Raw genomic sequence first — 25967 nt, forward strand, 5'->3', positions numbered from 1 at the left:
GCGAGACGGTGTCATGCATACGAGCATGAGGCCAAGCATTTGGCTTGTGCAGGGCGCGCGAACGCGCCGCGTAAAGCGGCCTGTAACAGCGTACAAATCGGATGGGGAGCCCTCCAAACGCCCGGCTCAAATCGAAGCACCGAAGTGAGCATCTTGGCGGTTGCGCCCGGCCCCCGACTCATGCGTCTGGGAGCGTCGCTCGAGCCTGCATTCTTGGGGCTTTGAAAGCGTGCCGAGAGCTGATTTCAGAGGGCTGCGGAAGACAACTGGAAGAAGGGCAAGATAAAAGCGGCTGCCACGAATGCCGCAAGTCACTGACGTGACTAGCGTTTTCGCGTGCATGCAAATCGGTCGTGTGCAGGTTTCCTGCAATTTCGCAGTGTTTTCAGACCTCTAGTATGCACAATGCGGAAACCTGCTTTTGGCAGCTACTCCGTAGACAAGGCGACGAGTCCGAGCGTCAAGAGTTGGTATCTTGCGCACAACAATGGGAGCGCAAGATAAAAGAGGTGCGGCAACACGTGCCCAGGTGTCTGATGTTGATGAAGAAATCGCACGGCGACTCTCTAACCCTTGCCGCTTAAGGGCGCCTAAATATCTGATCTTGGGTAGAAACTGACGCCGCAAAAAGCGTCCATCGGGAATGTGCCGCTGAATTATTCGCGCAAAATCAGTGCGTTGACCGTACTTTCGCCGCGTCATGTTAAGGAGTGCGGTTGAATAAAGCCAGTCACAACAACCAGTTGCGTGCCGACTGCGGCACCCCTTTTATCTCGCGCTCCATTGATGCGCGGTCTCGGGGGTCATGTCTCGTCAACACAATTCAGTGAAAGCTTGCTTGAAAGCTGGTCGCCGTGAGCGACACATGCGCGTCAAGCGGCGGGCGCAACTCGAAAGCCTTGGGCGTTCGTGCGAAATTCCAAAGGCGAAACAAGCACCATTCCTCGCGCCGTTCATCTGCCACTGCAAGTTCATTGCGCGAGACATGGAACGGCGTGCGTTCCCACCCGTTTGTGGTCTTCACCTCGATGAGACGCTGCCGTCCGTCTGCATTGAAACTGGCAATATCATAGCCCGCGCCATCCCCTTCTTCTTCCGAAACCCAGCGGATTTGTTGCGCCAAGTCCTCCCGCCCCGCTGCAGTCAGAGTGTTACGCTCGTGTTTCAAGACGCGCTCTTCTCCAGCCTTACCAAGGGCGCGGTTGCGTTTATCCCGCGCGGCCACGTCGAACTTCTTGGCGATGTGGAGCATCTGCTCAAGCTCGTCCGGCGGCGGTTGGTTGGTCAACGTCGGTGCAGGCCCGACCCAGAGTTGCGCCGCCTCGGCCATGCCTTCCATCGGCCGGGAAGAAAGGGAACGATACGCCCAGTCTGGACGCATCGCCAACCAGCGTGCGACGGCGTCGATCAAGCTGGCCTGGAAGTTGAACGCGGGTTTGTACCCGGTGATCCAGGCCTCACCGAGCCCTTTGAGCACAGCGCTGATGTTCTGATGTTTGAACTCAACCGACCCGTCCGAGCGGTCGTTGAGGTGCGGTAGAAGCTGCCGTCGATGCTCGGCCTTGTTGTAGGGATGGCCTGCCACATCTTCGGCCAGCATCGCGAAGTAATCCGCGACGATCAGGTCATTCTCGGCATCTGTCCACGCTTGGCTCGACATCATGCCAGGCTAGGGGAAGGTCAGGCTTATGTCACTTAGTTGCGCAACTTTGGGTGCTTGCGCCCGACGTGAAGGGTCTTGATAGTGTATTTAGCGCGATGCCGTCTTCGCGATCTTCGCTTTCCCATTGCAGTCCGGGAATCGGACACACCCGAGGAAGGGTCCGAACCTGCCACGGCGTTCAATGAGCCATCCATCGTCGCAGCTGGGGCAGGCTTGCTGCGACGCATTGCATTCCGAACATTCCATCACGCTGCGTTTTTGGTCCCGGACCGGGAGTCCCACACCGCATTCTGGACATGCCGGCATACGGTTTCCGCACAGTTTCACATGTTCGCAGCGATACCACCCCGGCCCGTCCTGTCCGGGCATGTAGAGAAGACGCCCGCCGCATTGCAGGCAGGTATGTGTACGTTCGGTTGTCTCAATCGGGCTGACGACGCCGTAATCCGGATCGTTCATCAGTTCGGTAACGAAGACTGAAGGCCGTGCTTCTGACGCAAGGATTGTGACCGAGCGCCGGGCGCGCGTCATGGCGACATACATCACGCGACGCTCTTCTGCGTTCTCGAACAGCTCCGCTTCCGGTGAGACGAGACTTAGCAATGGATCGTCAACGATCATGGACGGGAACCCCATACGAGCCTTGTCGGCCCCGAGAATGATCACATGGTCCGCCTCCAGGCCTTTGGAGGCATGGATCGTCTTGAAACTCAGCGAAAGTGCCGGGTGTTGCCGCCGCAGGCGCCTGAGATCAGGTTCATTGAACCTATATCGGCCAAGCAAGAGCACGGACGGCATTTGGACGCCACCTGTGCAAGTCTCCGACAGAGAGGTGAGGGTTTCGTCGAGCACGTTTTCGGCGTTTTCGCGCCGGGTCCATGCAACCTGGATCGCAGGCTGATCCGTTTCTCCTGCCGCACGCACTGTCTTTGTAATCTGGGCTGGGTTCCGCAAGACGAAGCGTCGTGATGCGTGCGCAATCTTGTCCACCGATCGGAATGTGCGGCCAAGATCAACGGTTCGGTGGATGCCGGATGCACCGGCAAAATGCCCCCCAAACTCGGTCCCGAAGTTCCGCATTATGTGAATATCGGAACCGGCAAAGCGATAGATCGATTGCCAATCATCACCGACCGCAAAGATCTTTGCATCCGAGTGCTGCTCCTTGAGTGCCTTGATAAGACGCGCGCGTCCGGTCGAGATGTCTTGAAACTCGTCAACGAGAATGTGGCGAAAGGGGCTGTTGTAGCGTCCGCTTTCGACATGCGCAGTCGCCCGGATCACCATGTCCTCGAAATCAATGCGGTCGCCCAAGCGGTTCTGGTACTCGCGGAAGACCGCCCCGAATATCTTGAGGAAAGCCTCGGCCCTCTTTCCCATCTTCAGGGTGGATGCTTTGTCGGAGCAGTCATCGATCTGATAACCGCCGTTCTTGAAATGGCGAAGAAAGGTGCCGATCAGTGACGAGAACCCGTCCACGACCCCGACCTGTGTGACCTGATCATAAATCTCGATATCCGGGATCGGTCTCATGGTGACGTGTGGCGCGAGCTTTTCGGCGAGCGCGTCGAGCAACCGACCCTCCTCGCGCTCCCAGCTATAGGTTTCGATCAGGACCGTCTCGTGTTCCGCATGGACTTTTCGTTTCCAATCCATGCCGGCTAGGTATTCGTCTTGATCGACAAATGGCGCGGTTGTCAGCTGCTCGGTGCCATCTGAGGTTCGTCTCTTCCGCACCCCAAAGTGTTCGATGTAGACACCGCTTTCGGTCAGGCGGAAATCCGGTGTGTAGACACGTCGTCCAGTCCCGGTCAGCTTGTGTTCGTAGGTAGGTTCGTATTCGTAGGCAATGCCGTTCCGATACAACCAATTCGCGATGAGTAGTTCTTCGAAACTGTTGACGGTTTCCCCTTGCAGCGTCCGTAAATTGCGGCTTTCGACCTCGGAATACCATTCATGGGCGGACTTGAAGTCCCAAGGTGATGGGAAGTCGTCGAAGAAGCCTGCGAACCAGCCGATCACGGTTTCTGCCACGTCGCTGACGCGGCTGACGATGTATCGCAGGATGTCGCGGATAAGCGATAGAAACGCCTTGTCGTCCGTTGCCGTCGGCGCAAGCGCGGGCTTTTCCCCTTCGACATCGCCTATGATCTCGTAGGCCAGCGCATGAAACGTGCGCGCGGCGATGGGCACGCCACAACGAGCTTCGATCCTCTCAGACATCTCAGTCGCTGCATCTCGTGCAAAGGCCAGGAGAAGCAGTTCTTCCGGAGACCTGATCCCGGCCTTAACGAGATAGGCCGCTTTCGCGGTGATGACGCTGGTCTTGCCCGATCCGGCCCCGGCTAGAACCAGCGTCGCATCCTCATCGACGACTACGGACAGACGTTGTTCGGGCGTCAACGGCATGGACTCGACGGTGTCGAGAAATTCCGTCCAACGGTCGAGCTGTGCATCGACAAAGCGCTCGATCGCGGCTTCGCGGGCTTTGGCAGGGTCAGCAGAGAAGGAAAGGATCGGGGCGATTCGACGCATCGTCTTGTCGCCAACAGCCTCGGCGTTGAGCTTGGACAAGACACGGTCAGTCAGGTCCAATGCCTCTCGTGCCAATGGGTCGATATGGAATGCTGACGGGTATCGCTCAGGCGCTTGGAGCTTCTCTAGGGATTGAAGGAGCCGCTGGATTCTCTCCTCTTCCTTGGCAAGTTCCCTAAGGTTGAATTTGGACCACGCCTGCCCAACCGCTTCAGCAAATGAATTCGCAGCGGCCTTGCTGACGGCTGGAAGAATAATCTGCTTGCCACCAGCCAGATCAAGGGAAAAAGACGAAGAAAGCATCCCCCGCTTCGTCGCCGGTTTTGCGACGACTTCTTCGAAGCCGATGTTGGCTCGCTTGCCCCCACGCGCTGCAATACCACCGCCTTGTAAACTTAGCGCACGCGGAAGTCGGCGGCGCGGGTCACCAAGGAAAGCAAGTAAGGGCTGAGATTTCAGTTCCATAGACGATGGTTTAGAGCGTTTTCTGACCGTTTGGCAGACTGAGTTCGAAGAAAAGACGGTTCTGGTTCATCGATGAGCCCGATGCACTTGAACATGGCCCAAAGGTCTTGCAGTGAGGTAGCGCGGGCGGGCAGCTGACCTTCGCTGCGCCTGCCTAACGGCGAGGCAAACTTCAGAAAAGTAGACCTCTCCCAAACCGACTATAGACGTGATATCAACTAGAGATAGTGCGGACAGCGACCGTCGTTACAAGATGACAGATCAAGTTCTTAGCGGTCACAATGGATTCTGGATTTGAAATATGTATGACCCGACATTTGGTCCCACTTCTCTAAATCGACATATTAGAAAAACCGACTTCAAGGACAAACCTAAACTTAAGACCGAAGCATTCAGAAATGCTCAAATTACGAAAGCGGTGAATTACGCTAAATCCGGTCTCAAGGGCATCACGCTAGAGAAGAATGATCTTTCGGGTCGGGCAATCTACAAAAACAATGACCTACCAACTGAGCTTGTATTGCGGAAAGCCGTCCAAAATATCAGAAAAATCTCCAGCGCGAGGCAGAGTAATCGGCTTGATATTATTCAAAGGCTTCAACTTCTGTGCCAAGAGGGCATGCCTTTTGCCGTAGCGAAATTCGATGTCAGACAGTTCTACCCATCGGTAGATCAGGCTTCTCTCACGGGTATGGTGCAACGTAGATTGGATACTGCACCTGGAACGAGAACAGTTCTTGAAGGCTTCATAACTGCATGTGCGGCACAAGGCATCCACGGCGTCCCTCCCGGGCTGGCAATAAGCGCAGCACTGGGGGAAATGTATATGCAGGACTTTGATGCCTCCATGCAGTCTCAACTAAAACCACATCTCTATGCTCGGTACGTAGACGATATCATATTGGTTTTGCCGCCAACAAGAGACCTGAAGGGCTTACGAAAAAGTGTTTCCGAGCTTCTGCCGCCCGGCTTATCCCTCAATGAAAAGAAGACGCGGTTAATCAATTTCACTGAGACGAAAGCCAAAGTGCCAATAGCCGAACATCAGTTTGACTATCTTGGTTTCTCGTTCTCTGTGTTGGGGATTGGCAAAGACAGACCGAACAACAGGAAGGTCGTTCTTGATGTCTCTGACAATAAGGTGAAGAAAAGAAAGACGAGGGTCGCACGGTCACTTCTTCAGTATTTAAAGGACGGAGATTTTGGTGACCTTAGAGACCGATTTCGAGTCAACTCCTGCAATTATAAGTTCTTCGATACCCGAAAATCGCGGGTCCGTTCGGCGGGCATGTACCATACCTATGGTCTAATTGACCTCCCTTCAAAGTCATTGAAAGAGCTGGACGCCTTCCAAAGAAAAATCCTCCTATCAAAATCTGGGAAGATTTGCGGACCTCTGTCTCTTTCACTCTCCCTTGCACAACGGAATGAGCTTTTGACCATTTCCTTTGAGAGGGCATTTATCGACAAGATACACTTTAATTTCACTCCAGAACGATTGAAGTTTCTCATGGAGTGCTGGAAATATGCCTAGAAAAAGCAAAACTAAGGTGCGCCTGAAGAAAAGCGATGTTTGGCGTACTGTTTTGACCGACACAGCCCCTTTTGAAGTTCCGATCATCTTCAGCAACGATGGATTCTACAAGAATTTAAGCGATCTTCAGTCTAAGTCTGAGCTTCTCCAAAAGTTTGTTGAGACGATCGTCTTGAAGCAGCGAAAATTCACGGTCCCATTCAAGTATAGCATAGTCAAAGGGGAAGATAGCTTACGTACCCTGAGCCTTGTCCATCCGCACGGACAGGTTGAAGTCGCTCACTTTTATCACGAGTACAATCAACTCATCTGCGAGTATGGCAACCGAAGTCCATACTCGATACGAAAACCAACGAAAGTTGGAACATCGTACTTTTTTGACTCTCCTGTAGCGGACAAGAACAAGTACAAGAACGCCACAGTCGACACGACTGAGATCGACACGCTTGTGAGAAATCCAGCCAGCTACTTCTCTTACTCAGGATTTGATCGGCTGTATCGATTCTTTCTTTCGGATGATCACATCCGCTTGGAGAAAAAGTTCAAACTGATGTGTGCCTTAGACATCTCCAAATGTTTTGACAGCATCTACACACATTCCATCGCCTGGGCTACTAAATCGAAGAAGCTTGCAAAGGACAGCATCGGAGCACAGTCCTTCGGCAATGACTTCGACAGCATAATGCAAAAACTCAATTACAACGAGACAAGCGGAATCTGTATAGGTCCAGAGGCGAGCAGAATTTTTGCTGAAATTATACTTGCTAGAGTTGACAGAAATACGTCGAGCCGACTTGAAAATTTGCCCTCTCGGCTAAAGATGCGACAAGACTATGAAAGCAGACGCTATGTCGACAACTATTACATTTTTGCCAATACCAAAGAGGACTTAGCAACAATTCAACATGAACTGACGCTAGCCTTGCGAGAGTATAATCTACATTTGAATGAACTGAAGACGGAGATTATCGAAAGGCCGTTTTATACTCGGAAGTCGCTCGTGATTGACAGGGTGGACCTGAGTATCAAAAAGCTTTGGGAAAAGACGCTCGACCGCGACTACCACGAAGGACGACGAATTGAGTTTCCTCGGCACATCTATAAGCACCATGCTCTGTTTGGCGACTTCACAAGAGAGGTGAAGGCAGCTTGCTATGCGTCGGAAATGGGATACGACGCGGTTTCAAATTACATCATTGGCGCCATGCGAAACAAACTCGTGCAACTGGCGGACACCTATACCGATGCCGAAGCTTCCGACAACGAGTACTTTTCGAAGCTGCACTATCGAGAAGCGATTTTGATACTGCTAGATATCGGCTTCTACTTCTTCACCCTACATCCGACAGTTGCATCATCTTTGCGACTATCGCATACGCTCGTTCGATCGGCGCAGCACCTCAAAAATAATGACACCGAAGGCTTCCAAATCGTCCGAGAGGCGTCTTTGAGATGGACGTCGCTTTTGGCGCGTTCTCCTACATTCTACAAGCTCTACGCAAAAAGCTCTGTGGTGCCGATTGAAATGTTAAACATCCTGCTAAGCCTTCAAGAGTTCTCCGGTGACGGGACACTAGAGGCTGAAGTTCTCGATAAGATTGAAAGTGGTGGTGGAGAAGTCGGCTATTTTCAGACCGTCGTTGGCTTATATGTCTGCGGAAACAGCCCAGCTCTTAGAGGTAGAAAAATCGGAATATTTGACCGAGCTAGCGCGCGTCTTCGGGATGAGGATGATCTAATTCGAGATGCGGAATCTGCCCACCTAGCGTTAGACTTACTTGCATGCACGTTCGTTTCAAAGGCCAAAAGGGAGCAGTTGCTCGTAGACATTTGGCCCAAGCTTTTGTCTTCCAACGATGCACTTGGTACGATCACCAAGGCAAAGGCTAAACAGCTAGTCAACGAGATTGAAACCCAGCACTGGTTCGTTCGTTGGGACGGGATCGATTTACTTAGTATGATCGAAAAGAAGGAATTGAGCGCGGTCTACGCCTGATGTATCCTAGCCTTGGTTGAGGCGGTGCCTGCTGCCCATTTCGAATGGGTACAGACCTTGAGTTCAAACTAGCTAGACTGTTCAATCTAGCCAAGAGTGCTTCTGGAGCGAGCAATCGCACACACTTTTGGCACCCCCTCAGCTCCATAACTCAAGCAAATTGCTGTACACGGATATGCGCACGCGGCGAATGTCGGCAATGCGGGCTGCGAGCGCAGCATGTTAGCACAGTTTCGAGTGACCGTTGTGGGCCTTTTGAGGCCTACTGATCTGGGCGTGCATATCAGCGGCGTGCGAACCAAAGCGCGAAGTCGCCAGTCCTTCCGATTGAAAGGTGTCGAGTATCAAATTTCCCCTGCCAATGGCTACGAGAAGCCAGAATTGCCCAACTCTGCTGCACATTTTGCTGCACAATCCGCACCACGCCGCGATCCCGCGCCCAACAAAAGCAATGACTTAACCAGCTGATAAATAAAAACTTTCGGACTTCGTCTCCGCCATTTTCAATTGATTTCATTGGATCAATAGGCGTTCAACCAATCCTATCCATGAACTACCCATGCGATTTTCAGGGCTTTGAAGGGGTCAGATTGGCGATACGCGCGGCAGGCCAGTGATACCTCGATGTGCTGAAAGCGCGTCGCTTGGACACGGCAATCAACAAGTCTTCGGCCTTGAACGGTCCTTCTAGGGTCAGTTCCTTGAACCGCTTTGAATACTTCCAGAACCCGCCACTGTAGTTTTCTTCGCCACCTTCCAAAAACCACGTCGATTCTTCGACGTAGGTTTGGTGCCCCGTCAAACGCCCTAGCCAAAACGCCTTGTCGTTCGGGTCATACATCCACATGCCATTCTTGCCGTTGAAGCCGTGCACCCAACGTTCAAAGTGACGGGGCGAGTAGCGTTCGACAAACCAACCCCCATGCCGGGGCACGCCGCCGTCCCATACCCTCGACGTTAGGAAGGGTATCCAGATTTGGGCGATGCCCGCACGGGCGTAGGACAACGCGCGGCGCTCAATTTCGTCTATCCCGATTGGGGTGTGTTGCAGTTCAAAGGCGATTTGCAGCCCCTTCGGCGACCAAGCCATAACGTCGGCGCGTCGGTCGCCCGGCAAAGTGTTAACAACGAATTCAAGTTCTGCCCGCAGGCCGCGTTCTTTGAGTGCGGCGGCAACTATGACTTTCGATTCCATGTGCGCACGGGTTTCGCCCTTTACCCAAGTGCAGGTTATCGGCGGCTTGTGGGCAAAGTGGTGAACGACCTTCCGGCCTTTCTTCAATACGACTTCGCCCCTGCACTTCGGGCAATGATAAGTAGGGCCGCGTTCCGCTGTGAAAGCGTCAATTCGGTTTCCATCACTTTCGGCTATAAGCATCGCTACCCCTACATATCGAATACGACGGGTATGTAAGCACAAAACATGCTGCGAACGTCAAAAAGAAACCCCGGCTGCGACGGTGAACGCAAACCGGGGTCAGTTGCCCTTGGCACTTAGGGAACCGGGCGTGTCCGAGCGCCGCGCCTGTCGCGCACTCAGGTAAAACGCAGACTATCCCAAGCAAGCGGATCAGTGGTCTCTTCGGAGACGTTCGACCATCTGCTTGAACCCTCGCGCCTCGGCATGCTGAAGCGGCGTGACGCCATCGCGATCGGCCAGCCAACGGTCGGCACCTGCGGACAGGAGCGCGTCGAGCACCGCCTGGTGATCCGGGCCGCCATCACCAAGAACAACCGCTTCCATCACGGCGGTCCAGTGCAGGTTGTTGATGTGATCGAGCGGTGCGCCGGCGTCGATCAGGCGCCGGACCACCTCGGCATGGCCAAGATGGGCTGCGGCAATCAGCGCGGTGCCAAGGTAGGGGCTGGTGACGAGGCCCGGATCGTTGCCCAGTTCAATCGCGAGCGACATCAGTTCGGGGTCGTCCACCACCGCGGCAATGGTCACCACATCATAGGCTTGGTGTTCGAGCGCATTCATGTCGGCACCGGCTTCGGCCAGAGCGCGCAGCGCGTCATCCTCGGAGGCGAAGGCGGCGACATGCGCCGGCGTGCGGCCCCGAGAGTCACGGGCATCGACGTCGGCGCCCTCCGCGACCAGCTGCGCGATCCTGGCGACATCGCCCTCATGCGCGGCCCGGAAAAGACCGTCATAGGCGGCGACTTCGCTCGGCGAAGGGGCGGTTTGTGCCGCAACCGGGCCGGCAAGTCCGACGAGGAGGGCAATCAGGGGAAGGCGGCGCATGGGTCTACCTTTCTTGGGGTGATCGTGAGGAAGGGCCCGCGCCTCACGCGCGGAGCCCGTCCGACTTATTCGGCGCCGATCGCGTCGAGACCGACACGGGCGCAATCCGCATCGATCGCACCCGACGGTGCGCCGCCGACGCCGATGCCACCCACGAGCGCACCACCGATCCGGATCGGCAAGCCGCCGGTCTGGATCACGAGACGCGGATCCATGTCGCGCAGGCCGTTGTTCTGGGTGTTGCCGGAGATGAATTCGGCCAGCCCGGCGGTGTCGCGACCCAGACCGGCCGAGGTGAAGGCCTTGCCGGTCGCGCTCGACGCGGTGTGCGGGCCGGAATTGTCGGCCTTCAGAAGCGCCTTGGTGTTGCCGTCTCGGGCGACGATGGCAACGCTGACGCTGTGACCTTCAGTGGCACAGGCCTCGAGGGCCGCATTTGCAGCGTCAGTCGCCATGGCGAGCGGCAAATAGGGGCTGGTCGGCAGGTCCTGCGCCACGGCGGCCGCGGGCACGGCGAGAGCGGCGAGAAGAGCGGTCGTTCTGAGCATGTGGGTTCTCCTTTGCTGGTGACAGGGAGAAGCCTACGCCGTCTCTGGTCCTCGCCCCATTCGTAGGCCGGTCCGACGCCTCCGTAGAACTACCGAGTGCTCTCGGCCTCGATCCAGAGACGCGTCATCTCGGCCGGCGAGGTCGTGCCGAGCTTGGCCCCGATCGCCGCGCGATGGCTTTCCACCGTCCGGGGCGAGACATCGAGCGCTCCGGCGATGTCACGCGTCGCGAAGCCGCGCGCGACGAGCGACAGGACTTCGCGCTCGCGCGGTGTCAGCCCGGATAGCAGCGCCATCGTTTCGCGGCGCTCGGCATCGGCTTCGGCGGTTTTGCCAAGCGCCACCTGGCCCTTCTGGATGGCGTCGATCAGGTCCTGTTCGTCCACCGGTTTCGACAGGAAGTCGATGGCGCCGTTGCGGAACGCCTTGCGGCAGGCGTCAATGTCGCCATGGCCCGAAATCACTACTGTCGGCCAAGCCACGCCACTGGCGGTCAGGCGTTCCTGCAGCTTCAACCCGGATATCGCGGGCATCCGGATATCGAGGATCAGGCAGCCCGGATCGAGCTTTGGCAGGGCCGACAAGAAATCCTCGGGACCGGCAAAGGTCCTGACCTGGATCCCAACCGTCGAGAGAAGCAGCGAAAGCGCGTCCCGGACCGCTGCGTCGTCGTCGACCAGATAGACCGGGGCCGTCATTCCGCAGCCTCCTGGGCCTCGCGGACCAGCGGCAGGCTGATCCTGAACCGTGCGCCCTCGCGGGTTTCGATCACCGTCAGATCGCCACCGGCGCGCTCGACCAGGCGATGGCTGAGCGCGAGGCCGAGGCCCGTTCCGCTTTCCCGTGTCGTCACGAAGGGCGTGAACAGACGGTCCCGCACGTCCGGCCGGATGCCGGGACCGGTGTCGCTGACGTCGATCACCGCCATCTCTCCGTCCGGCGATGCGTCGACGGCAACCTCCCGCGCCCCCGAACTCTCGGCAACCGCATCCAGAGCGTTCCGCATCAGGTTGAACAGCACCTGCTCAAGCTCCACCCGATCGCCCTCCACCGTCAATGGCGTCGGCGGCATCGTCAGATTGAGCCGGGCGCCAAGCTCCGCGGCTTGTCCCGCGAGCAGGGTTTCGGCCACGCGGATGCAGTCCCTCAGATCGATCGGTTCCGCATTTCGCGCGCGCGGCCGGGTCCATGTGCGCAGGCGCTCAAGAATGGCGGATGCGCGGCGCGTCTGCCCGACCACGTCCTCGAGGATCTGCGCGACGCGGTCCGTGTCGCCCCGTGCGGCCAGGTGCCGAGCCGCCTGCGCCTGCGCCAGGATCGCGGTCAAAGGCTGGGTCAGCTCGTGCGCCATACCGCTTGCCATCTCGCCAAGCGCGTTCACCCGGGAGGCATGGGTGAGACGGGTTTCGAGACCGCTCAATTCGGCCCGCGCTTCAGCGGCGCGCACCTTGGCGCGCTGCCGTCCGACCACGCGCAGAGCGAAGCCAAAGAGTGCGATCAGAGCGAAGACGAGGGCCACCCTGCGCGGTGGCAAGCTGTCCGATACCGTCATGCGGATCGCGGTCTTGAGTACCAGCGGCTGGGTGCCGCTCGACAGCGCCCGGGTGAATTGCGGCGCGCGCCCGTCCCCGACCACACCGACGAGCGGCGTGCCGTCGGGAAGCGCCAGCCACCGCGCCGTCTCGGTTCGCGTCCAATAGGCGGAATCTCCGTCGAGCAGGGCCTCGGCATCGATGACGAGAGCGAGCCCGTATCGCGCCGCCTCGGTATTCGGGCTCCGCTTCACGATCAGATAAGCCGGGCGGTCGGACGGATGGCGCACCAGGACCGGGGCGCCGGTCGAACGTCCGGCCGCCGCGCGGATCACGTCCCCTAGCTGGGCCTCCTTGATCCCGATTTCCAACGTGCCGCCCACGCCGTCGAGCGGCACGAGCGAGACGCCGATAACGCGAGGGTAGAACCGCATGATCGCCCCTGCAACCTCGCGAAGGAGATCCGGACGCTGCTCTGCACCGGCCACCGCGATCGCCGACAGCGCTGTCAGATGCGCATCATGCTGGTCGACCCGTTGTGATGCGACCGCGTGAAGGCGCTCGCTTTCCGCAGTCAACTCTCCCAGCCGTGCGTTGCGTTCGAACCCTGCCAGCGCCGCAAGCGCAAGGCCGCACAGCAAAAGCCAAGCGCCCCCCTGTGCCATGGGGCCGCGCAGGAGGTCTCGAGCTGATCGCGTTCTCTCTGACACGTGTCCCCTTCCGGTGCCACCGATGCCGTTGGCGCATCACGAAGTCGGGACAAGCATAACCTCTTGGCACGATTTTGAAATCCGTAGGACTACAGAGACGGGTCGGCTTGCGATGACGGCTTTTGTTTTGCACCCGTTTCGAATGCGCGGAAAGCGGGCCGCAACCGCGGCATTCCTTCATCCTCCATCTGGCTCGAAAGCCTACTGCGGGGAGGACCACTTTTCAGCGGACAGGCCACAGGACAAACGCCAAGAGAGCCCGGAGCGGTCTCGTTTTACTTTCCGGGCCGTTCGCAGATAGAGTCGCGCATCGGGACGCCACGAACCCACAGAAGGTCAGATGGACATAAGACAACTCGAGGTGTTCGAGGCGATCATGCGGTCAGGCTCGGTCTCGGCGGCAGCGAGGGAACTGGGGCTGACGCAATCCGCCGTCAGCCGCATCCTGGCTCGGCTTGAATCGAACCTCGGGTCCGACCTGTTCAGCCGGGCGAACGGGCGGCTGACACCGACACGGCACGCCAACCGCGTCTTGCCACAGGCCCGCAGCGCGCTGGAATCCGTGGCGGCGATGCAGGCCATGTCGGGACGGGCCGAGCCGCGGGACCGCAAGCTGACCTTTGTCACGGTGCCCAGCCTGTCCTACGGCCTGGTGCCGTCGGTCCTGCGCGCGCTGTCGGACCAGCGCCCGGATATCCGTTTCGGCTTTGACGTGCGAACCACCGAAGCGACGGTCGATGCCATGGTCCGCCAGGAGGCCGAGTTCGCCGTGGTCGCTCTGCCGGTGTCGCATCCGGCGTTGAAGGTGACGCCACTGTTCCGCACGGCCAGCTGCGTGGTCCTGCACAAGAACCACCCCCTGGCAGGAAAGGAGGTGATCCGTCCCGCACACCTGGCCGATGAGCGGATGATTTTCCTTTTGCGGCGGCAGCCGACACGGCAATTGATCGAAGACGCCTTTCTGCGCGACGGGCTGACACCGGATATCCGTGTCGAGACGTCGAATGTCGCCACGGCATGCCGCTGCGCGGCCGAGGGGCTGGGCGTGGCGGTCGTCAACGCGATGATGGCGGGCTATTCGAACACGTCCGACCTGGCCATCCGGCCTTTCGAACCCCGTATTCACCACACGATCGCGCTGGTCGAGCAGGCCGGGCCGGAGGCGACCGAAGAACTGGCCCTGTTCATCGACTGCCTGGTCAACGAGGTGCGGGGCAAGTTTGCGTCGCTGAGAGTGCCGCTGGACTTCCTGATCTAGGGGTATTCCAGATTGGAATACCATTTGCGCGAGACGCATAAGATTGCGCACCCGCGCCCTCTGCCTAGACTTCACCCATTCCTTGGGGGGAAAACCATGAACAAACTGACCTTTGTCGCGGCTGTCGTCTCGATCGGCGCCGTCACGCAACCCGCGTTCGCCCAGTCGCTGACGGCGGCTTTCGCATCCGAACCAAGTTCGGTCGATCCGCTCTACCACAACCTCGGGCCGAACAACGCGACGCGCAAGCACATGTTCGAATCGCTCGTGGGCGAGGATGCGAACCTTGCCATCGTACCCGAACTGGCCGAAAGCTGGTCTTCGTCTGACGACGGTCTGACATGGACGTTCAAGCTGCGCCAAGGCATCAAGTTCCACGATGGCGGCGACTTCACCGCGCGCGACTTCCTGTATACCGCCTGCCGCATCCCGAACGTGCCGAACAGCCCGTCATCCATGGAGGGCTTCATCGGCACTGCCGAGACGATCACGGCGCCCGACGACTTCACCATCGAAGTCACGACGGCGGCGCCCTATCCGCTCTTGCTGACCGACTTCGCCAGCTTCGGCGTGATCTCTGCATCGGCAAATGGCCACGAGGGCCCGGTCGAATACGTCAAGGGCGGTTGTCCGGGGATCGAGGGATATCTCGATTCGAACGCCTATAACGACGGCAGCGCAACGGTCGGCACCGGCCCCTACAAATTCGTGTCATTCACACCCGGAGAAAGCGTCATCCTGGCGCGCAACGACGACTACTGGGGTGACGCGCCGCATTGGGAAACCATCACCATCCGGCCGATCACGAACGATGGCGCGCGCGTGGCGGCGCTTCTTGCCGGCGATGTCGACGTGATCGAAAAACCGCCTGTCCAGGATTTGGAAAGGCTGCGCGGAGACGAACGAGTGAACGTCGTCCAGGGCCCGTCCAGCCGCGTCATATACCTGCATTTCGATCACGAGGGCGAACCGAGCCCCGGCATCGAGGGCACCGACGGCAAGAACCCGATGAAGGATGTCCGCGTGCGCAAGGCGATCTCGCTGGCGATCAATCGTCCGCTCATCGTCGACCGGATCATGGGTGGCCTTGCCGTTCCGGCGCGTCAACTCGTTCCGGATTTCATGCGCGGCACCGATCCCGCGATCGCGCTGGAAGAGCCCGACCTCGAAGAGGCCAAGCGGCTTCTTGCGGAAGCCGGATATCCGGACGGCTTCAAGCTCGTGATCGGCACACCCAACGACCGCTACATCAACGACGCCCAGATCGCACAGGCGGTGGCGCAGATGCTGACACGGGCCGGTATCGAGACCGAAGTCGACGCCATGACGGCAAGCGTCTTCTTCTCGCGGCGCAACAACTACGAATTCTCGCTCTATCTTGCCGGGTGGGGATCGTCAGGCGCCGGCATGGCATCGCCGCTGCGTGCGCTTGTCGCGTCGCAGAACAAGGACAAGGGCCTTGGCGGCACCAACCGCGGCCGGTATTCGAACGCCGAGCTTGACGCCGTAATCGAAGAAGCGCTTTCGACGGTCGAGACCGAGACCCATGACGCGTTGCTGCGCAAGGCCAGCAACATCGTCGTGGACGACGTGGCGATCCTGCCGTTGCACTTCGAGGTCACGCCCTGGGCGCTGCGCGCCGGTCTGACCATGGAACCTCGCGCCGATCAGCACACCGTTCTGACCACGGTCCGGCCGAGCAACTGATGCAGTCCGGGCGGGCGCCTCTCCTTCAGGCGCCCGCCTACCCAGCCACGGGACCAGACCCATGCTAGCCTACCTGATCCGGCGGCTCAGCCAGGCCATCCTGGTCATGGCTGTCATGGCGACGATCGTGTTCTTCGGCCTTTACGCGGTCGGCAATCCGGTCGACCTGCTGATCAACCCGGAGGCCAGCCTTGCCGAGCAGGAAGCCACGATCGCCCGCCTGGGGCTGGACAAACCGGTCCATATCCAATTCGGCTACTTCCTGAGCGGGCTGGTGCAGGGTGACCTGGGCACCTCCTTCGTGCACAACCGACCGGCGCTCGAACTGATCCTGTCGCGGCTGCCGGCAACGCTCGAACTGGCGTTTCTCGGCATTCTCATTGCCATCGTCTTCGGCATCCCGCTCGGCATGATCGCCGGGCTGCGGCCGAACGCGCCTTACAGCAAGCTGATCATGGCCGGATCGGTCGTTGGTTTTTCCACGCCGAACTTCTGGCAAGGCCTGATGCTGATCATGCTCTTCGCCGTGTTTCTGGGGTGGCTTCCCGCCGGCGGGCGCGGGGACACGGTCGATGTTTTCGGAATACCGTTGAGCTTCCTGACGCTGGACGGTCTGGGCCACCTGATTCTGCCTGCCCTGAACGTGGCGATCTTCAAGATGGCGTTGATCATTCGCCTGACGCGGGCCGGGACGTCCGAGGTCGCGTTGCAAGACTACGTCAAGTATGCGCGCGCCCGCGGCCTGTCGCCGACGCGGGTCGTAGGGGTGCATGTCCTCAAGAACATCCTGATCCCGGTGGTCACCGTTCTGGGGCTTGAGACAGGCAACGTGATCGCCTTCGCGGTGGTGACCGAGACCGTCTTCGCCTGGCCCGGCATCGGCAAGCTGCTGATCGACTCGATCGGTCTTCTGGACCGGCCCGTCGTGGTCGCCTACCTGATGCTGACGGTCTTTCTGTTCGTCATGATCAACCTGATCGTCGACATTCTCTATTCGATCCTGGACCCGCGGGTCCGGATCAAGGGGGGCCGGTGATGAGCGTCGCCGTCGACACGCCGTTTCGCCGCTTCGCCTCGGATTTCGTCGCCAGTCCGCTGGCCGTCATCGCCGCGGTGGGCCTGGTCCTGATCGCGCTGATGGCGCTCTTCGCGGGCGTGGTCGCACCCCAGAACCCCTACGACCTGGCGCAGATCGACATCCTCGATGGATCTCTTGAACCGGGAAGCGAGGGCTTCACCGGCTTCCGCTACTGGCTGGGAACCGACGAGCAGGGACGAGACATGCTTTCGGCGATGATCTACGGACTTCGGATATCGCTGTTCGTGAGTTTCGTCGCCGTCACCTCGGCGGTGCTCGTCGGCATGGCCCTGGGACTTCTCGCGGCCTGGCGCGGCGGTTGGATCGAAGGCGTGATCATGCGTACGGTCGACATCCAGTTGAGCTTTCCGGCGCTGCTGGTCGCGCTGCTTCTGCTGGCCGCGCTTGGCAAGGGCGTCGACAAGGTGATCATCGCGTTGATCCTGGTCCAGTGGGCCTATTTCGCACGAACCGTGCGTGCTGCCGCGCTTGTCGAGATCAAGAAAGACTACGTCATGGCCGCCCGCGCCGCCGCCCTGCCCGAGTGGCGCATCTTGTTCGGGCACGTCCTGCCGAACGTCATGCCACCGGTACTGGTGATCGCCACCGTGCAAGTCGCGAACGCGATCGCGATCGAGGCCTCTCTGAGTTTTCTGGGCGTCGGCGTGCCGATCACCGAGCCTTCGCTCGGGCTGCTGATCGCAAACGGCTTCGACTATCTTCTGTCGGGCCGCTACTGGATCAGCTTCTATCCAGGCGTCGCCCTTCTGGTGACGCTGGTCTGCATCAACATGGTCGGCGATCACGTCCGGGACATCCTGAACCCGAGGATGCAGCGATGAGCGCGCCGGTTCTTTCGGTCCGGAACCTGCGAACCGAGTTCGAAACCCGGGCCGGAACCGTGACGGCGGTCGACGGCGTGTCCTTCGACGTCGGAGCGGGCGAGGTGCTGGGTGTCGTCGGCGAAAGCGGATCGGGCAAGACCATCACCGGGTTCTCGGTCCTCGGTCTTGTCGACAAGCCGGGCCGGATCGCGGCCGGCGAAGTCATTCTGGGCGGTCGGGATCTGCGAAAGCTTTCCGAGGCCGAGATGCACAAGCTGCGCGGCGACCGGATCGCGATGATCTTTCAGGATCCGATGATGACGCTCAACCCGGTTCTGCGCATCGACACGCAGATGATCGAGACGATACTAGCGCACCGTGATGTCTCGAAGGGCCGCGCCCGCGAGATGGCCGCCGAGGCGCTTGCGCTGGTCGGTATCCCGTCGCCGGTCGAACGCCTGAGAACCTATCCGCACGAGATGTCCGGCGGCATGCGCCAAAGGGTCGTGATCGCGATCGCGCTGATGCTGGAGCCGGACCTGATCATTGCCGACGAACCGACGACGGCGCTTGACGTGACGATCCAGTCGCAAATCCTGTCCGAGGTTCAGCGCCTGCTGGCGGCGCGCAACACGGCGCTGATCTGGATCACGCATGACCTGACCGTGGTCGCCGGTCTCGCCAACCGGGTGGCGGTCATGTACGCCGGCCGGATCGTAGAAACCGGGCCCGTGGATGCCTTGCTGGACCGCCCGGCGCATCCCTATACGCAAGGCCTGATCGCCTCTATCCCCTCCTCGGTTCCGCGCGGCGAACGGCTGGTGCCGATCAAGGGCATGACGCCGAGCCTGATCAACCTGCCCCTGGGCTGCGCCTTTGCGCCCCGCTGCCCTCGGGCAAGCGAGACCTGCAAGGCTTCGAGGCCGGCCGAACAGACCCTTCGTGACGGTCGGTCCCTGCGGTGCTTCCACCCGCTGGAGGTGCAGGCATGACGGCGCTTCTGTCGCTTCGAGACATTTCGCAGACCTACGTGTCGTCCCCCGACCTGGCCGAACGCATCGCGAACCTGGCGGGCGCGAATTACCGGGAAACCCGCGTGCGCGCGGTCAACGGTGTCAGCTTTGATGTCGCCGAGGGCGAAGTCGTCGGACTTGTGGGCGAGTCCGGCTGCGGAAAGTCCACCCTTGGACGGATGGTCGTGGGCGTTGAGCGTCCGGCCTCCGGAACGCTGGCGTGGCGGGGCACGGCGCTCGAAGACATGACGCAGGCAGAGCGGCGGCAGTGGGAACTGGAAGTGCAGATGATCTTCCAGGACCCGTTCGCGTCTCTGAACCCACGGATGCGCGTCGAACAGATCGTTGGCGAGGCTGCGGTCATCCACGGGTTGATCCGGCGCAGCGAACGGCGCGACTACGTCGCGGACCTGCTGAACAAGGTCGGTTTGGGTGCGGACGTGATGACCCGTTATCCGCACCAGTTCTCGGGCGGCCAGCGCCAGCGGATCGGCATCGCGCGGGCGCTGGCGCTGCGCCCGAAACTGATCGTCTGCGACGAAGCGATCTCGGCGCTCGATGTATCGATCCAGGCGCAGGTTCTGAACCTGTTCGAGGATCTGCGCCACGAGTTCGGGTTTGCCTACCTGTTCATCAGCCATGACCTGGGCGCGGTCGAGCACATAGCCGATCGCGTCGCGATCATGTATCTTGGTCGCCTGGTCGAGATCGGCACCGCCGACGAGGTTTTCGAGAATCCCCGCCACCCCTACACCCGGGCGCTGCTGGCCGAAGCGCCGCGCCTCGACCGACGCGGACAGAAGTTCACTCCGATCGAAGGCGAGATCCCGTCGCCGCTCAACCCGCCGCCCGGATGCGCCTTTCACCCGCGCTGCACGCAGGCAACCGATGCGTGCCGAAGGCAAGTACCCACCCTGCGATCCGGCAAGGACGGGCGTTTGACCGCCTGCATCCTCGAGCACGGAGAACCGGTATGACCCTCGGTGCGTTGCTTTCCGACGGCGCCGCCGCGGCGGCGGACGCGCGGACGAGATGGCTGGACGAGGGGGGCGCGATCGACGTGACCGATCACCTGATGGCAGGACGCGCGGCACAAGGCGCAGGCCGTTTCGGAGCGATCGCATCGGGTTCGCCGCACGCGACACGGATCGGCATGGACATTCTGCGGGCAGGCGGCACCGCTGCGGATGCCGCTGCCGCTGCCGCACTGGCGATGATGGTCGCCGATCCGCCGAATGCCTCGCCCGCGGGGCGCGGCCACATTCTCTGGACCCGACCAGGCGAGGACGCCCGCGCCATCGACGGTGCAACCTCGGCGCCGGATCATTTGCCCGCGCATCTGAAGAAACTGCCTGATCGCCAGGCGCTGCCCCTTCCCGGGATCGTCAGGGCCATCCTCAAGCTGCATTCGGACGGCGGCCGCCTGCCCCTGCGCGCCATCGCCACCCCGGCGCGGAATCTTGCCGGTGACGGGTTTGTCGTGCCCCAAGAGCTTGCCCGCATCTGGGCATGGCGTGCGCCGGACATCGCGGACGACGACGCGCGCCGGATTTTTCTGCCCGGGCAAGCGCCGGTGCCGGCCGGCGCAAGGTTCCGGAACCCCGCCCTGGCGGACTTCTTCGACCGGCTGATCCTCACCGGTCGCGATCCCTTCTCAGATCCCGGCTTCACGGAACCGCTGTGCAGGAGGCTTGCATCGAAAGGGGCGTTCTGGTCAACCGACGCGCTGGCCACGGCAGAACCGAAGGTCGGCGAAACCGTCAGCCTGCGCGGCCCGGACTGGACGCTGACAAGCATCGGGCGTCAGGGCTGGGGACATACGGTGCTTCGCATCGTGTCGCTGGTCGCATCGGCCGACACGACGGATGCCTGCGACGCCGAAGTCGCCCATCTTCTGGCGATCCTGTGCGCCTTCGAGGAGCGCCCCGAGGAACTGAGATCTCTCAAACCCAAGACTGATCCGCTGGCCTGGGATGTTCTGCGAGACCGGCTGGGAGAGCCGATCCCGGACAACTGGGCCGCGCCGCAGTTTCTTTCGGACGCGCTCGTCAGGGCGCGCCACCCGCAAACGGCCGAGGAGCGCGACACGACGCATCTGTCCGTCGTCGATTCCGAAGGGATGCGGGTTGCGCTGACCCAGTCCATCGGGCCGCATTTCGGCAGCCGGGTCGCGGATCGGGAAACCGGACTGCTGCTGGCACATTCCTACCGCATGGCCGAGAGCCCGACGCCGGGCGCACGGGATGTGACCGAACAATGCCCCTGCCTTCTGGAAATGTCCGACGCTGCCTACGCCCTTGGCGGCGCCGGCAGCGAAAGGATCCCGGGGGCGGTTGCAGCCGTGATCCGGCACTTGCTGTCCGGTCGGCCCCTGTCAGCGGCGCTTGCCGCACCGCGCAGCAACTGGGTGGGCGCAACGGCGCGAATTCACATCGATGCGCCGGCATCGCTGGAGGTTCGTCTTGCGGCCGCAGGTGCCGAGGTCGCGTTCACCGGGCGCGGTCCGGTCGATCATCTCGGCATCGTGCAGGCCGCGGGCCGCCATCGCGACGGCCGGGTGTGCGCCGCAGCCGATCCCGCCTATTGCGGCACCGCCGCCGCCGAATGAAGTGGAGACAAGCATGCAGAATACCGATCCGATCTGGGACCACGTCGACCGCCACCGCGACAGCTTCATCAAGCTGTCGGACACCGTCTTCGACATGCCGGAAACCCTGTATCACGAGTTCCGCTCGGTCGCCGAACACAAGCGGATGCTCGAGACACAGGGTTTCAGGATCACCGAGAACGCCGCCGGGATCCCGACCGCGGTGATCGGCGAGGCGGGCAGCGAAGGCCCGGTCATCGCGATCCTCGGCGAATTCGATGCACTGCCCTATCTCAGCCAGGCGCCGGGGGTGGCAGAACACCAGCCGCTTGAGGAAGGCGGCAACGGACACGGATGCGGTCACAACCTTCTGGGAGCGGCGGCCCTGCTGGCGGCAACCGCGGTCAAGGACTGGCTGGCCGAAAACGGGATCGCGGCGCGGGTGCGTTACTACGGCTGTCCTGCCGAGGAAGGCGGCGCCGCCAAGACCTACATGGTGCGCGAGGGGTTGTTCGACGATGTCGATGCCGCGATCTCGTGGCACCCGGCGACCTTCACCGCCGTGAACGAAGCGGTTTCGCTTGCCAATACGCGGATCGATTTCACCTTTCACGGCAAAGCCGCGCACGCTGCCGGCGCCCCCGAGCTGGGACGGTCGGCACTGGACGCGGTCGAGTTGATGAACATCGGCGTCAACTATCTGCGCGAGCACATACCCGACAGTGCCCGCGTTCATTATGCATATCTGGATGCCGGCGGGGTCGCACCGAACGTGGTGCAGGCCAAGGCGACCGTACGCCAACTGATCCGTGCCAGCACGTTGCCGGAACTGCGCGACCTGGTGACGCGGGTGCGCAAGATCGCCGACGGTGCGGCGCTGATGACCGAAACACGGGTCACCAGCCAGGTGTTTTCCGGAGTCTCGAACCTGCTTGGCAACCGGCCTCTGGAAGAAGCCTTGCAGGCCGAACTGGACAAGCTCGGGCCGGTCGAATTCGACGAGGCGGACCGCGACTTTGCGCGCGAGATCCAGAAGACGCTGACGGATGCCGATATCGCCGCCACCTTCAAGCGCATTGGCACGAAGCCCGACAAGGGTCTGGCGCTTTGCGATTTCGTCGCGCCGCTAGACCGCAATCGTGAAGGGGGCGAGGGATCGACCGATGTCGGCGATGTGAGCTGGGCCGTGCCGACCGTTCAGGCCCGCGTTGCCACCTGCGCCATCGGCACGCCGTTTCACACCTGGCAAACCGTCGCCCAGGGAAAGGCCCCCGCGGCGCACAAGGGCATGGTCTATGCCGCAAAGGCGATGGCGGCAACCGCGTGCAGGCTGATCCAGGATCCTGCATTGGTCAGGGCGGCGAAATCTGCGCATCAAGAGCATCTGTCGGAAACTCCCTATGAATGTCCCATCCCGGACGATGTGAAACCGCCGATCGTTGCGGCCTAGAGCCGGTCGTTTCATCCGCCTTGGAACGGAAGCCGTGTCTTCACGCGAACTTGGCGTGACCAGAGGCTCTGCGTTCAGTCTCGGCACCGTTTGACGGCCCTCGGATGTCCCTTGCCGCAAACCGGATCGGAGCCGAAAGCCGTTCAGGGCGGTTCGCACGTTGCGTGCGGTCAGACGTGCCGCGAGGCCATCGGCCAGGGGAAAGAATGGCGCTGCTTCGATGGCAGGGTAAAAAGGGCGGGTCGTCCGTCAGGGGCAATGCCTCAGATCGGTGGAGCCGCACGTTCGGTGACCAGCTGTCTGGCAGTGACCCTTTCGCGGTGTATCATGTAAAGCCCGGCAGCGATGATGATGGCGATGCCGGTCAGGGTCAGCGCGTTCGGAAAATCGTTGAACACCAGGAACCCCAGCAGGGTTGCCACCGGCAATTCCAGGTATTGCAGCGGAGCCAGAGTGGCCGAGGGGGCCAGTGACAGCGCATAGGTCATCATCATGTGGCTCAGCGCGGCAAAGAACCCGACCCCGAAAAGCCACAACCACGCAACGCCCGCGGGCCAGACCGGATCGAGCAGTTCCGACCCCGAACCCTGGGCCAGCATCAACACCGGGATGCAAAACAGGCTGGCGATCAGGCCCGTGTAGAATTGCAGTGTCACGGGGTGCACATGGCGCGACAGCCCGCGCGTCACAAGAATGTAGGATGCGAAGCACACGACCGTTCCCAGTGGAAACAGGGCCACGGCGCCAAAGGCCGCAAAGCTCGGCTGGATCACGAACAGGACGCCCGCAAATCCCACAAGCGCCGCTCCGACCCGTCGCGGGCCGACATCTTCACCCAGGTAGAACTTGCCGACCAGAAGCACGATGAACGGGGCCACGAAAACAATCGCCAGCGCATCCGCAAGCGGCATCACGCTGATCGCGGCGATGAAACAGAACGTCGCGACCAGCAGGAAAAGCGCACGAGACAGCAGTGCAAGCCAGCGTCCGCGCGCCACCCGCAACGACAATCCCATGACCCAGAGGAACGGAGCCATCAGCGCGCACTGCACGACAAAGCGTGCGGCGGTGATCTGTGCCACCGGTACGCTTTCGGATGCCAGCTTGGCCGCGACATCCAGCAAGGGCGCGGTCAGGCAAAACCCCAGCATCAGGACCACACCGGCAAGGATGCGGTCCGCGGATGGGGTCGGAGAGGTCGCTTCGGTCATGGCTCCACGTAAGGCTTTCGCGAACCATCGTCCATCCTCATCGTGGTGCCAGGCGACAGGGCCGCCTGCGGCGGGCCGTACCGCCCGTTGGGGTGCGCAAGCCATTGCTGCGCGGTTATCGTGCACATCGCCAAAGGGTGGACCGATCCACACCTTCGCGTGTCTCCGACACGCCCGACCCCTGTGAACCGCCCGTTTCGATCAGTTGCGATCGGGTGAAACGCCACTTGCGTGTCGTTCGCCGCTTTCGAGAGCGTCGCAAAGGTCAGGTCGGAAAGAGGGAGGCTTTGAACGGATTTGGTCACATCGCGTGCGAACCGGCAATCGCAGTTCCGGTATCCGCAATCATCCACGACGGCACACGCTGAAATCACGCCGGAAACGGCTGCCGGCCCACATCCCGCGGAAAAGCTTTGGAAACTGGGTCAGGCGGCGGGGTGGCGTGAAAGGACGCTTTCGGTCACCTTGTCGGCGAACTCCATTTCCTCGCCGTCATCCACCGCGAGCAGTTCCGCCAGACGGGCGCGGGCACGGCCGACGCGGCTTTTGATCGTTCCGACTGCGACACCACAGGTCTCGGCTGCCTCTTCGTAGGAAAACCCGTTCGCCCCCACCAAGACCAGCGCTTCGCGTTGGGTGTCGGGCAATTGGTCGAAGGCGTGACGGAAATCCCGGAAATGCAGCCGGCCGTCATGGTCGGGTTTCGTGGCCAGGGAAGCGGCCATGGCTCCATCGACATCCTCGACCTCGCGCTTGCGCTTGCGCCTGAGCGAATAAAAAGTGTTGCGCAGAATGGTGAAAAGCCAGGCGCGCATATTCGTTCCGGGTTGAAAGCTGTCGATATTGGTCCATGCCTTGACGACCGTGTCCTGCACCAGATCGTCGGCGGCGGCAGGGTTGCGTGTGAGGCTCAGCGCGAAGGCGCGAAGCACGCCCAGATGCTCGACCAACTCGTCCCTCGGGTCAGTCGTCATTGCCGGTCTCCTCGCCCTTGCCTTGGGCTTCGGCTTGCTTGAGCTGCGCCAGCAAGTCCGTGAACCGTTGCGGAACAGGTTCGTTCGCCATTTCCTCGAACGCCTTTTTCAAGTTGCGATCGATTTCTTCGACGACTTTCGACTTCGGTTCTTTGCGGTTCACGTTGTTCATTTCCGGCTCGTTCGGCTCACTACACATAGGGCGCAACGCACCGAGACCCAATCGGTTCCATGATCGCCCGAATTTTGTCGACATCCGGCAGGGACGGGTCGGTTCGACCGGTTGCCGGAAAGCCATTCAGCTGCGCAGCGCTTCGATCAGTTTGGCTTTGGTCATGTCGCTGCGCCCGTCAATGTCCAGTTCCCTGGCCCGTTGATACAGGTCGTCCCTGGTCCATTCCTCGTAGGGCCGCGCCTGCCCGCCCTTTTCGGATGGCGACATCGTGTCGTTGGCCTGAGCATTGGCGATCGCCGCGGCCTTCGACTTGTCATACCCCTTGTCGCGCAACGCTTCGTACGTATCGTCGTTCTTGATCGAACGGCCATGTCCCATGGTTTGTGTCCTTTCGCCCGTTGTTTCTGCGGCGGTCGGCCAAAGCTGGTCCAGACAGCCGCGCTCTTATCCGCCAACGCCGAT

22 protein-coding genes are annotated in these 25967 nt (G+C 60.6%); 11 read left to right on the plus strand and 11 right to left on the minus strand.

The window, feature by feature from the left end; genetic code table 11:
• Positions 1-823: 823 nt before the first annotated feature.
• The gene (locus tag KUH32_RS01105; protein ID WP_217776229.1) at positions 824-1660 is read right to left on the minus strand and encodes a protein NO VEIN domain-containing protein; all 837 of its coding nucleotides are present in this window, start codon (positions 1658-1660) and stop codon (positions 824-826) included.
• A 90-nt stretch (positions 1661-1750) separates the two neighbouring features.
• Positions 1751-4501: a UvrD-helicase domain-containing protein gene (locus tag KUH32_RS01110; RefSeq protein WP_217778212.1), complete on the minus strand. Its 2751-nt coding sequence runs from the start codon at positions 4499-4501 to the stop codon at positions 1751-1753.
• A gap of 463 nt (positions 4502-4964) precedes the next feature.
• Between KUH32_RS01110 and drt3a the strand changes: the two genes are divergently transcribed.
• The 3 genes from drt3a (at position 4965) to KUH32_RS01125 (ending at position 8661) form a co-directional block, all read left to right on the plus strand.
• A complete protein-coding gene (gene drt3a, locus KUH32_RS01115; RefSeq protein ID WP_217776230.1) occupies positions 4965-6197 on the plus strand; it encodes an antiviral reverse transcriptase Drt3a in 1233 nt (410 codons plus the stop codon).
• Positions 6198-6213: 16 nt separating this feature from the next.
• On the plus strand, positions 6214-8193 hold the full coding sequence (gene drt3b, locus KUH32_RS01120; RefSeq protein WP_217776231.1) for an antiviral reverse transcriptase Drt3b: 1980 nt from the start codon (positions 6214-6216) through the stop codon (positions 8191-8193).
• 219 nt (positions 8194-8412) lie between these two features.
• Positions 8413-8661, plus strand: coding sequence for a hypothetical protein (locus KUH32_RS01125; protein ID WP_217776232.1), 249 nt, complete (start codon positions 8413-8415; stop codon positions 8659-8661).
• A 100-nt stretch (positions 8662-8761) separates the two neighbouring features.
• Here the strand turns inward: KUH32_RS01125 and KUH32_RS01130 are convergent, their stop codons facing one another.
• The 5 genes from KUH32_RS01130 to KUH32_RS01150 all read right to left on the minus strand — a co-directional run bounded on the left by KUH32_RS01130 (position 8762) and on the right by KUH32_RS01150 (position 13183).
• Positions 8762-9571, minus strand: a complete 810-nt coding sequence (locus KUH32_RS01130; RefSeq protein WP_217776233.1) for a competence protein CoiA — start codon at positions 9569-9571, stop codon at positions 8762-8764.
• Between the two features lie 192 nt (positions 9572-9763).
• Complete coding sequence (locus KUH32_RS01135; RefSeq protein WP_217776234.1) at positions 9764-10438, minus strand: ankyrin repeat domain-containing protein; 675 nt, start codon at positions 10436-10438, stop codon at positions 9764-9766.
• 65 nt (positions 10439-10503) lie between these two features.
• Positions 10504-10986 (minus strand): GlcG/HbpS family heme-binding protein, encoded by a 483-nt coding sequence (locus KUH32_RS01140; protein WP_217776235.1) that lies wholly within the window; start codon positions 10984-10986, stop codon positions 10504-10506.
• 89 nt (positions 10987-11075) lie between these two features.
• Positions 11076-11684, minus strand: a complete 609-nt coding sequence (locus KUH32_RS01145) for a response regulator transcription factor (RefSeq protein WP_217776236.1) — start codon at positions 11682-11684, stop codon at positions 11076-11078.
• Positions 11681-13183 (minus strand): sensor histidine kinase, encoded by a 1503-nt coding sequence (locus tag KUH32_RS01150; RefSeq protein WP_254898955.1) that lies wholly within the window; start codon positions 13181-13183, stop codon positions 11681-11683. The genes KUH32_RS01145 and KUH32_RS01150 overlap by 4 nt, the downstream gene beginning before the upstream one ends.
• Before the next feature lie 385 nt (positions 13184-13568).
• Between KUH32_RS01150 and KUH32_RS01155 the strand changes: the two genes are divergently transcribed.
• From KUH32_RS01155 to KUH32_RS01190, 8 genes are all read left to right on the plus strand, one after another.
• Entirely contained in the window at positions 13569-14486 is a 918-nt protein-coding gene (locus KUH32_RS01155) for a LysR family transcriptional regulator (protein WP_217776237.1), read from the plus strand.
• Positions 14487-14582: 96 nt separating this feature from the next.
• Entirely contained in the window at positions 14583-16193 is a 1611-nt protein-coding gene (locus tag KUH32_RS01160) for an ABC transporter substrate-binding protein (RefSeq protein ID WP_217776238.1), read from the plus strand.
• 61 nt (positions 16194-16254) lie between these two features.
• A complete protein-coding gene (locus tag KUH32_RS01165) occupies positions 16255-17229 on the plus strand; it encodes an ABC transporter permease (RefSeq protein WP_217776239.1) in 975 nt (324 codons plus the stop codon).
• Complete coding sequence (locus tag KUH32_RS01170) at positions 17229-18113, plus strand: ABC transporter permease (protein ID WP_217776240.1); 885 nt, start codon at positions 17229-17231, stop codon at positions 18111-18113. The genes KUH32_RS01165 and KUH32_RS01170 overlap by 1 nt, the downstream gene beginning before the upstream one ends.
• Entirely contained in the window at positions 18110-19087 is a 978-nt protein-coding gene (locus KUH32_RS01175) for an ABC transporter ATP-binding protein (RefSeq protein WP_217776241.1), read from the plus strand. Before KUH32_RS01170 ends, KUH32_RS01175 begins: the two co-directional genes overlap by 4 nt.
• A complete protein-coding gene (locus tag KUH32_RS01180; protein WP_217776242.1) occupies positions 19084-20085 on the plus strand; it encodes an ABC transporter ATP-binding protein in 1002 nt (333 codons plus the stop codon). Before KUH32_RS01175 ends, KUH32_RS01180 begins: the two co-directional genes overlap by 4 nt.
• Complete coding sequence (locus KUH32_RS01185) at positions 20082-21716, plus strand: gamma-glutamyltransferase (protein WP_217776243.1); 1635 nt, start codon at positions 20082-20084, stop codon at positions 21714-21716. Before KUH32_RS01180 ends, KUH32_RS01185 begins: the two co-directional genes overlap by 4 nt.
• A gap of 13 nt (positions 21717-21729) precedes the next feature.
• Positions 21730-23145: an amidohydrolase gene (locus KUH32_RS01190; RefSeq protein ID WP_217776244.1), complete on the plus strand. Its 1416-nt coding sequence runs from the start codon at positions 21730-21732 to the stop codon at positions 23143-23145.
• Between the two features lie 263 nt (positions 23146-23408).
• Here the strand turns inward: KUH32_RS01190 and KUH32_RS01195 are convergent, their stop codons facing one another.
• The 4 genes from KUH32_RS01195 to KUH32_RS01210 form a co-directional block, all read right to left on the minus strand.
• Positions 23409-24356 (minus strand): DMT family transporter, encoded by a 948-nt coding sequence (locus tag KUH32_RS01195; protein WP_254898956.1) that lies wholly within the window; start codon positions 24354-24356, stop codon positions 23409-23411.
• A gap of 425 nt (positions 24357-24781) precedes the next feature.
• Positions 24782-25330: an RNA polymerase sigma factor gene (locus tag KUH32_RS01200; RefSeq protein ID WP_217776245.1), complete on the minus strand. Its 549-nt coding sequence runs from the start codon at positions 25328-25330 to the stop codon at positions 24782-24784.
• The gene (locus KUH32_RS01205) at positions 25320-25502 is read right to left on the minus strand and encodes a NepR family anti-sigma factor (protein ID WP_217776246.1); all 183 of its coding nucleotides are present in this window, start codon (positions 25500-25502) and stop codon (positions 25320-25322) included. Before KUH32_RS01205 ends, KUH32_RS01200 begins: the two co-directional genes overlap by 11 nt.
• Before the next feature lie 126 nt (positions 25503-25628).
• A complete protein-coding gene (locus KUH32_RS01210; protein ID WP_217776247.1) occupies positions 25629-25883 on the minus strand; it encodes a DUF7218 family protein in 255 nt (84 codons plus the stop codon).
• Positions 25884-25967 lie beyond the last annotated feature (84 nt).

The organism is Thalassococcus arenae (assembly GCF_019104745.1).
GTDB lineage: Bacteria > Pseudomonadota > Alphaproteobacteria > Rhodobacterales > Rhodobacteraceae > Thalassococcus_B > Thalassococcus_B arenae.

Coding starts and splice junctions, on each gene's coding strand:
- KUH32_RS01105 (WP_217776229.1), bottom strand. CDS start 1,660: ATGTCGAGCCAAGCGTGGACAGATGCCGAGAATGACCTGATCGTCGCG.
- KUH32_RS01110 (WP_217778212.1), bottom strand. CDS start 4,501: ATGCTTTCTTCGTCTTTTTCCCTTGATCTGGCTGGTGGCAAGCAGATT.
- drt3a (WP_217776230.1), top strand. CDS start 4,965: ATGTATGACCCGACATTTGGTCCCACTTCTCTAAATCGACATATTAGA.
- KUH32_RS01125 (WP_217776232.1), top strand. CDS start 8,413: ATGTTAGCACAGTTTCGAGTGACCGTTGTGGGCCTTTTGAGGCCTACT.
- KUH32_RS01130 (WP_217776233.1), bottom strand. CDS start 9,571: ATGCTTATAGCCGAAAGTGATGGAAACCGAATTGACGCTTTCACAGCG.
- KUH32_RS01135 (WP_217776234.1), bottom strand. CDS start 10,438: ATGCGCCGCCTTCCCCTGATTGCCCTCCTCGTCGGACTTGCCGGCCCG.
- KUH32_RS01140 (WP_217776235.1), bottom strand. CDS start 10,986: ATGCTCAGAACGACCGCTCTTCTCGCCGCTCTCGCCGTGCCCGCGGCC.
- KUH32_RS01145 (WP_217776236.1), bottom strand. CDS start 11,684: ATGACGGCCCCGGTCTATCTGGTCGACGACGACGCAGCGGTCCGGGAC.
- KUH32_RS01150 (WP_254898955.1), bottom strand. CDS start 13,183: ATGGCACAGGGGGGCGCTTGGCTTTTGCTGTGCGGCCTTGCGCTTGCG.
- KUH32_RS01155 (WP_217776237.1), top strand. CDS start 13,569: ATGGACATAAGACAACTCGAGGTGTTCGAGGCGATCATGCGGTCAGGC.
- KUH32_RS01160 (WP_217776238.1), top strand. CDS start 14,583: ATGAACAAACTGACCTTTGTCGCGGCTGTCGTCTCGATCGGCGCCGTC.
- KUH32_RS01165 (WP_217776239.1), top strand. CDS start 16,255: ATGCTAGCCTACCTGATCCGGCGGCTCAGCCAGGCCATCCTGGTCATG.
- KUH32_RS01170 (WP_217776240.1), top strand. CDS start 17,229: ATGAGCGTCGCCGTCGACACGCCGTTTCGCCGCTTCGCCTCGGATTTC.
- KUH32_RS01175 (WP_217776241.1), top strand. CDS start 18,110: ATGAGCGCGCCGGTTCTTTCGGTCCGGAACCTGCGAACCGAGTTCGAA.
- KUH32_RS01180 (WP_217776242.1), top strand. CDS start 19,084: ATGACGGCGCTTCTGTCGCTTCGAGACATTTCGCAGACCTACGTGTCG.
- KUH32_RS01185 (WP_217776243.1), top strand. CDS start 20,082: ATGACCCTCGGTGCGTTGCTTTCCGACGGCGCCGCCGCGGCGGCGGAC.
- KUH32_RS01190 (WP_217776244.1), top strand. CDS start 21,730: ATGCAGAATACCGATCCGATCTGGGACCACGTCGACCGCCACCGCGAC.
- KUH32_RS01195 (WP_254898956.1), bottom strand. CDS start 24,356: ATGACCGAAGCGACCTCTCCGACCCCATCCGCGGACCGCATCCTTGCC.
- KUH32_RS01200 (WP_217776245.1), bottom strand. CDS start 25,330: ATGACGACTGACCCGAGGGACGAGTTGGTCGAGCATCTGGGCGTGCTT.
- KUH32_RS01205 (WP_217776246.1), bottom strand. CDS start 25,502: ATGAACAACGTGAACCGCAAAGAACCGAAGTCGAAAGTCGTCGAAGAA.
- KUH32_RS01210 (WP_217776247.1), bottom strand. CDS start 25,883: ATGGGACATGGCCGTTCGATCAAGAACGACGATACGTACGAAGCGTTG.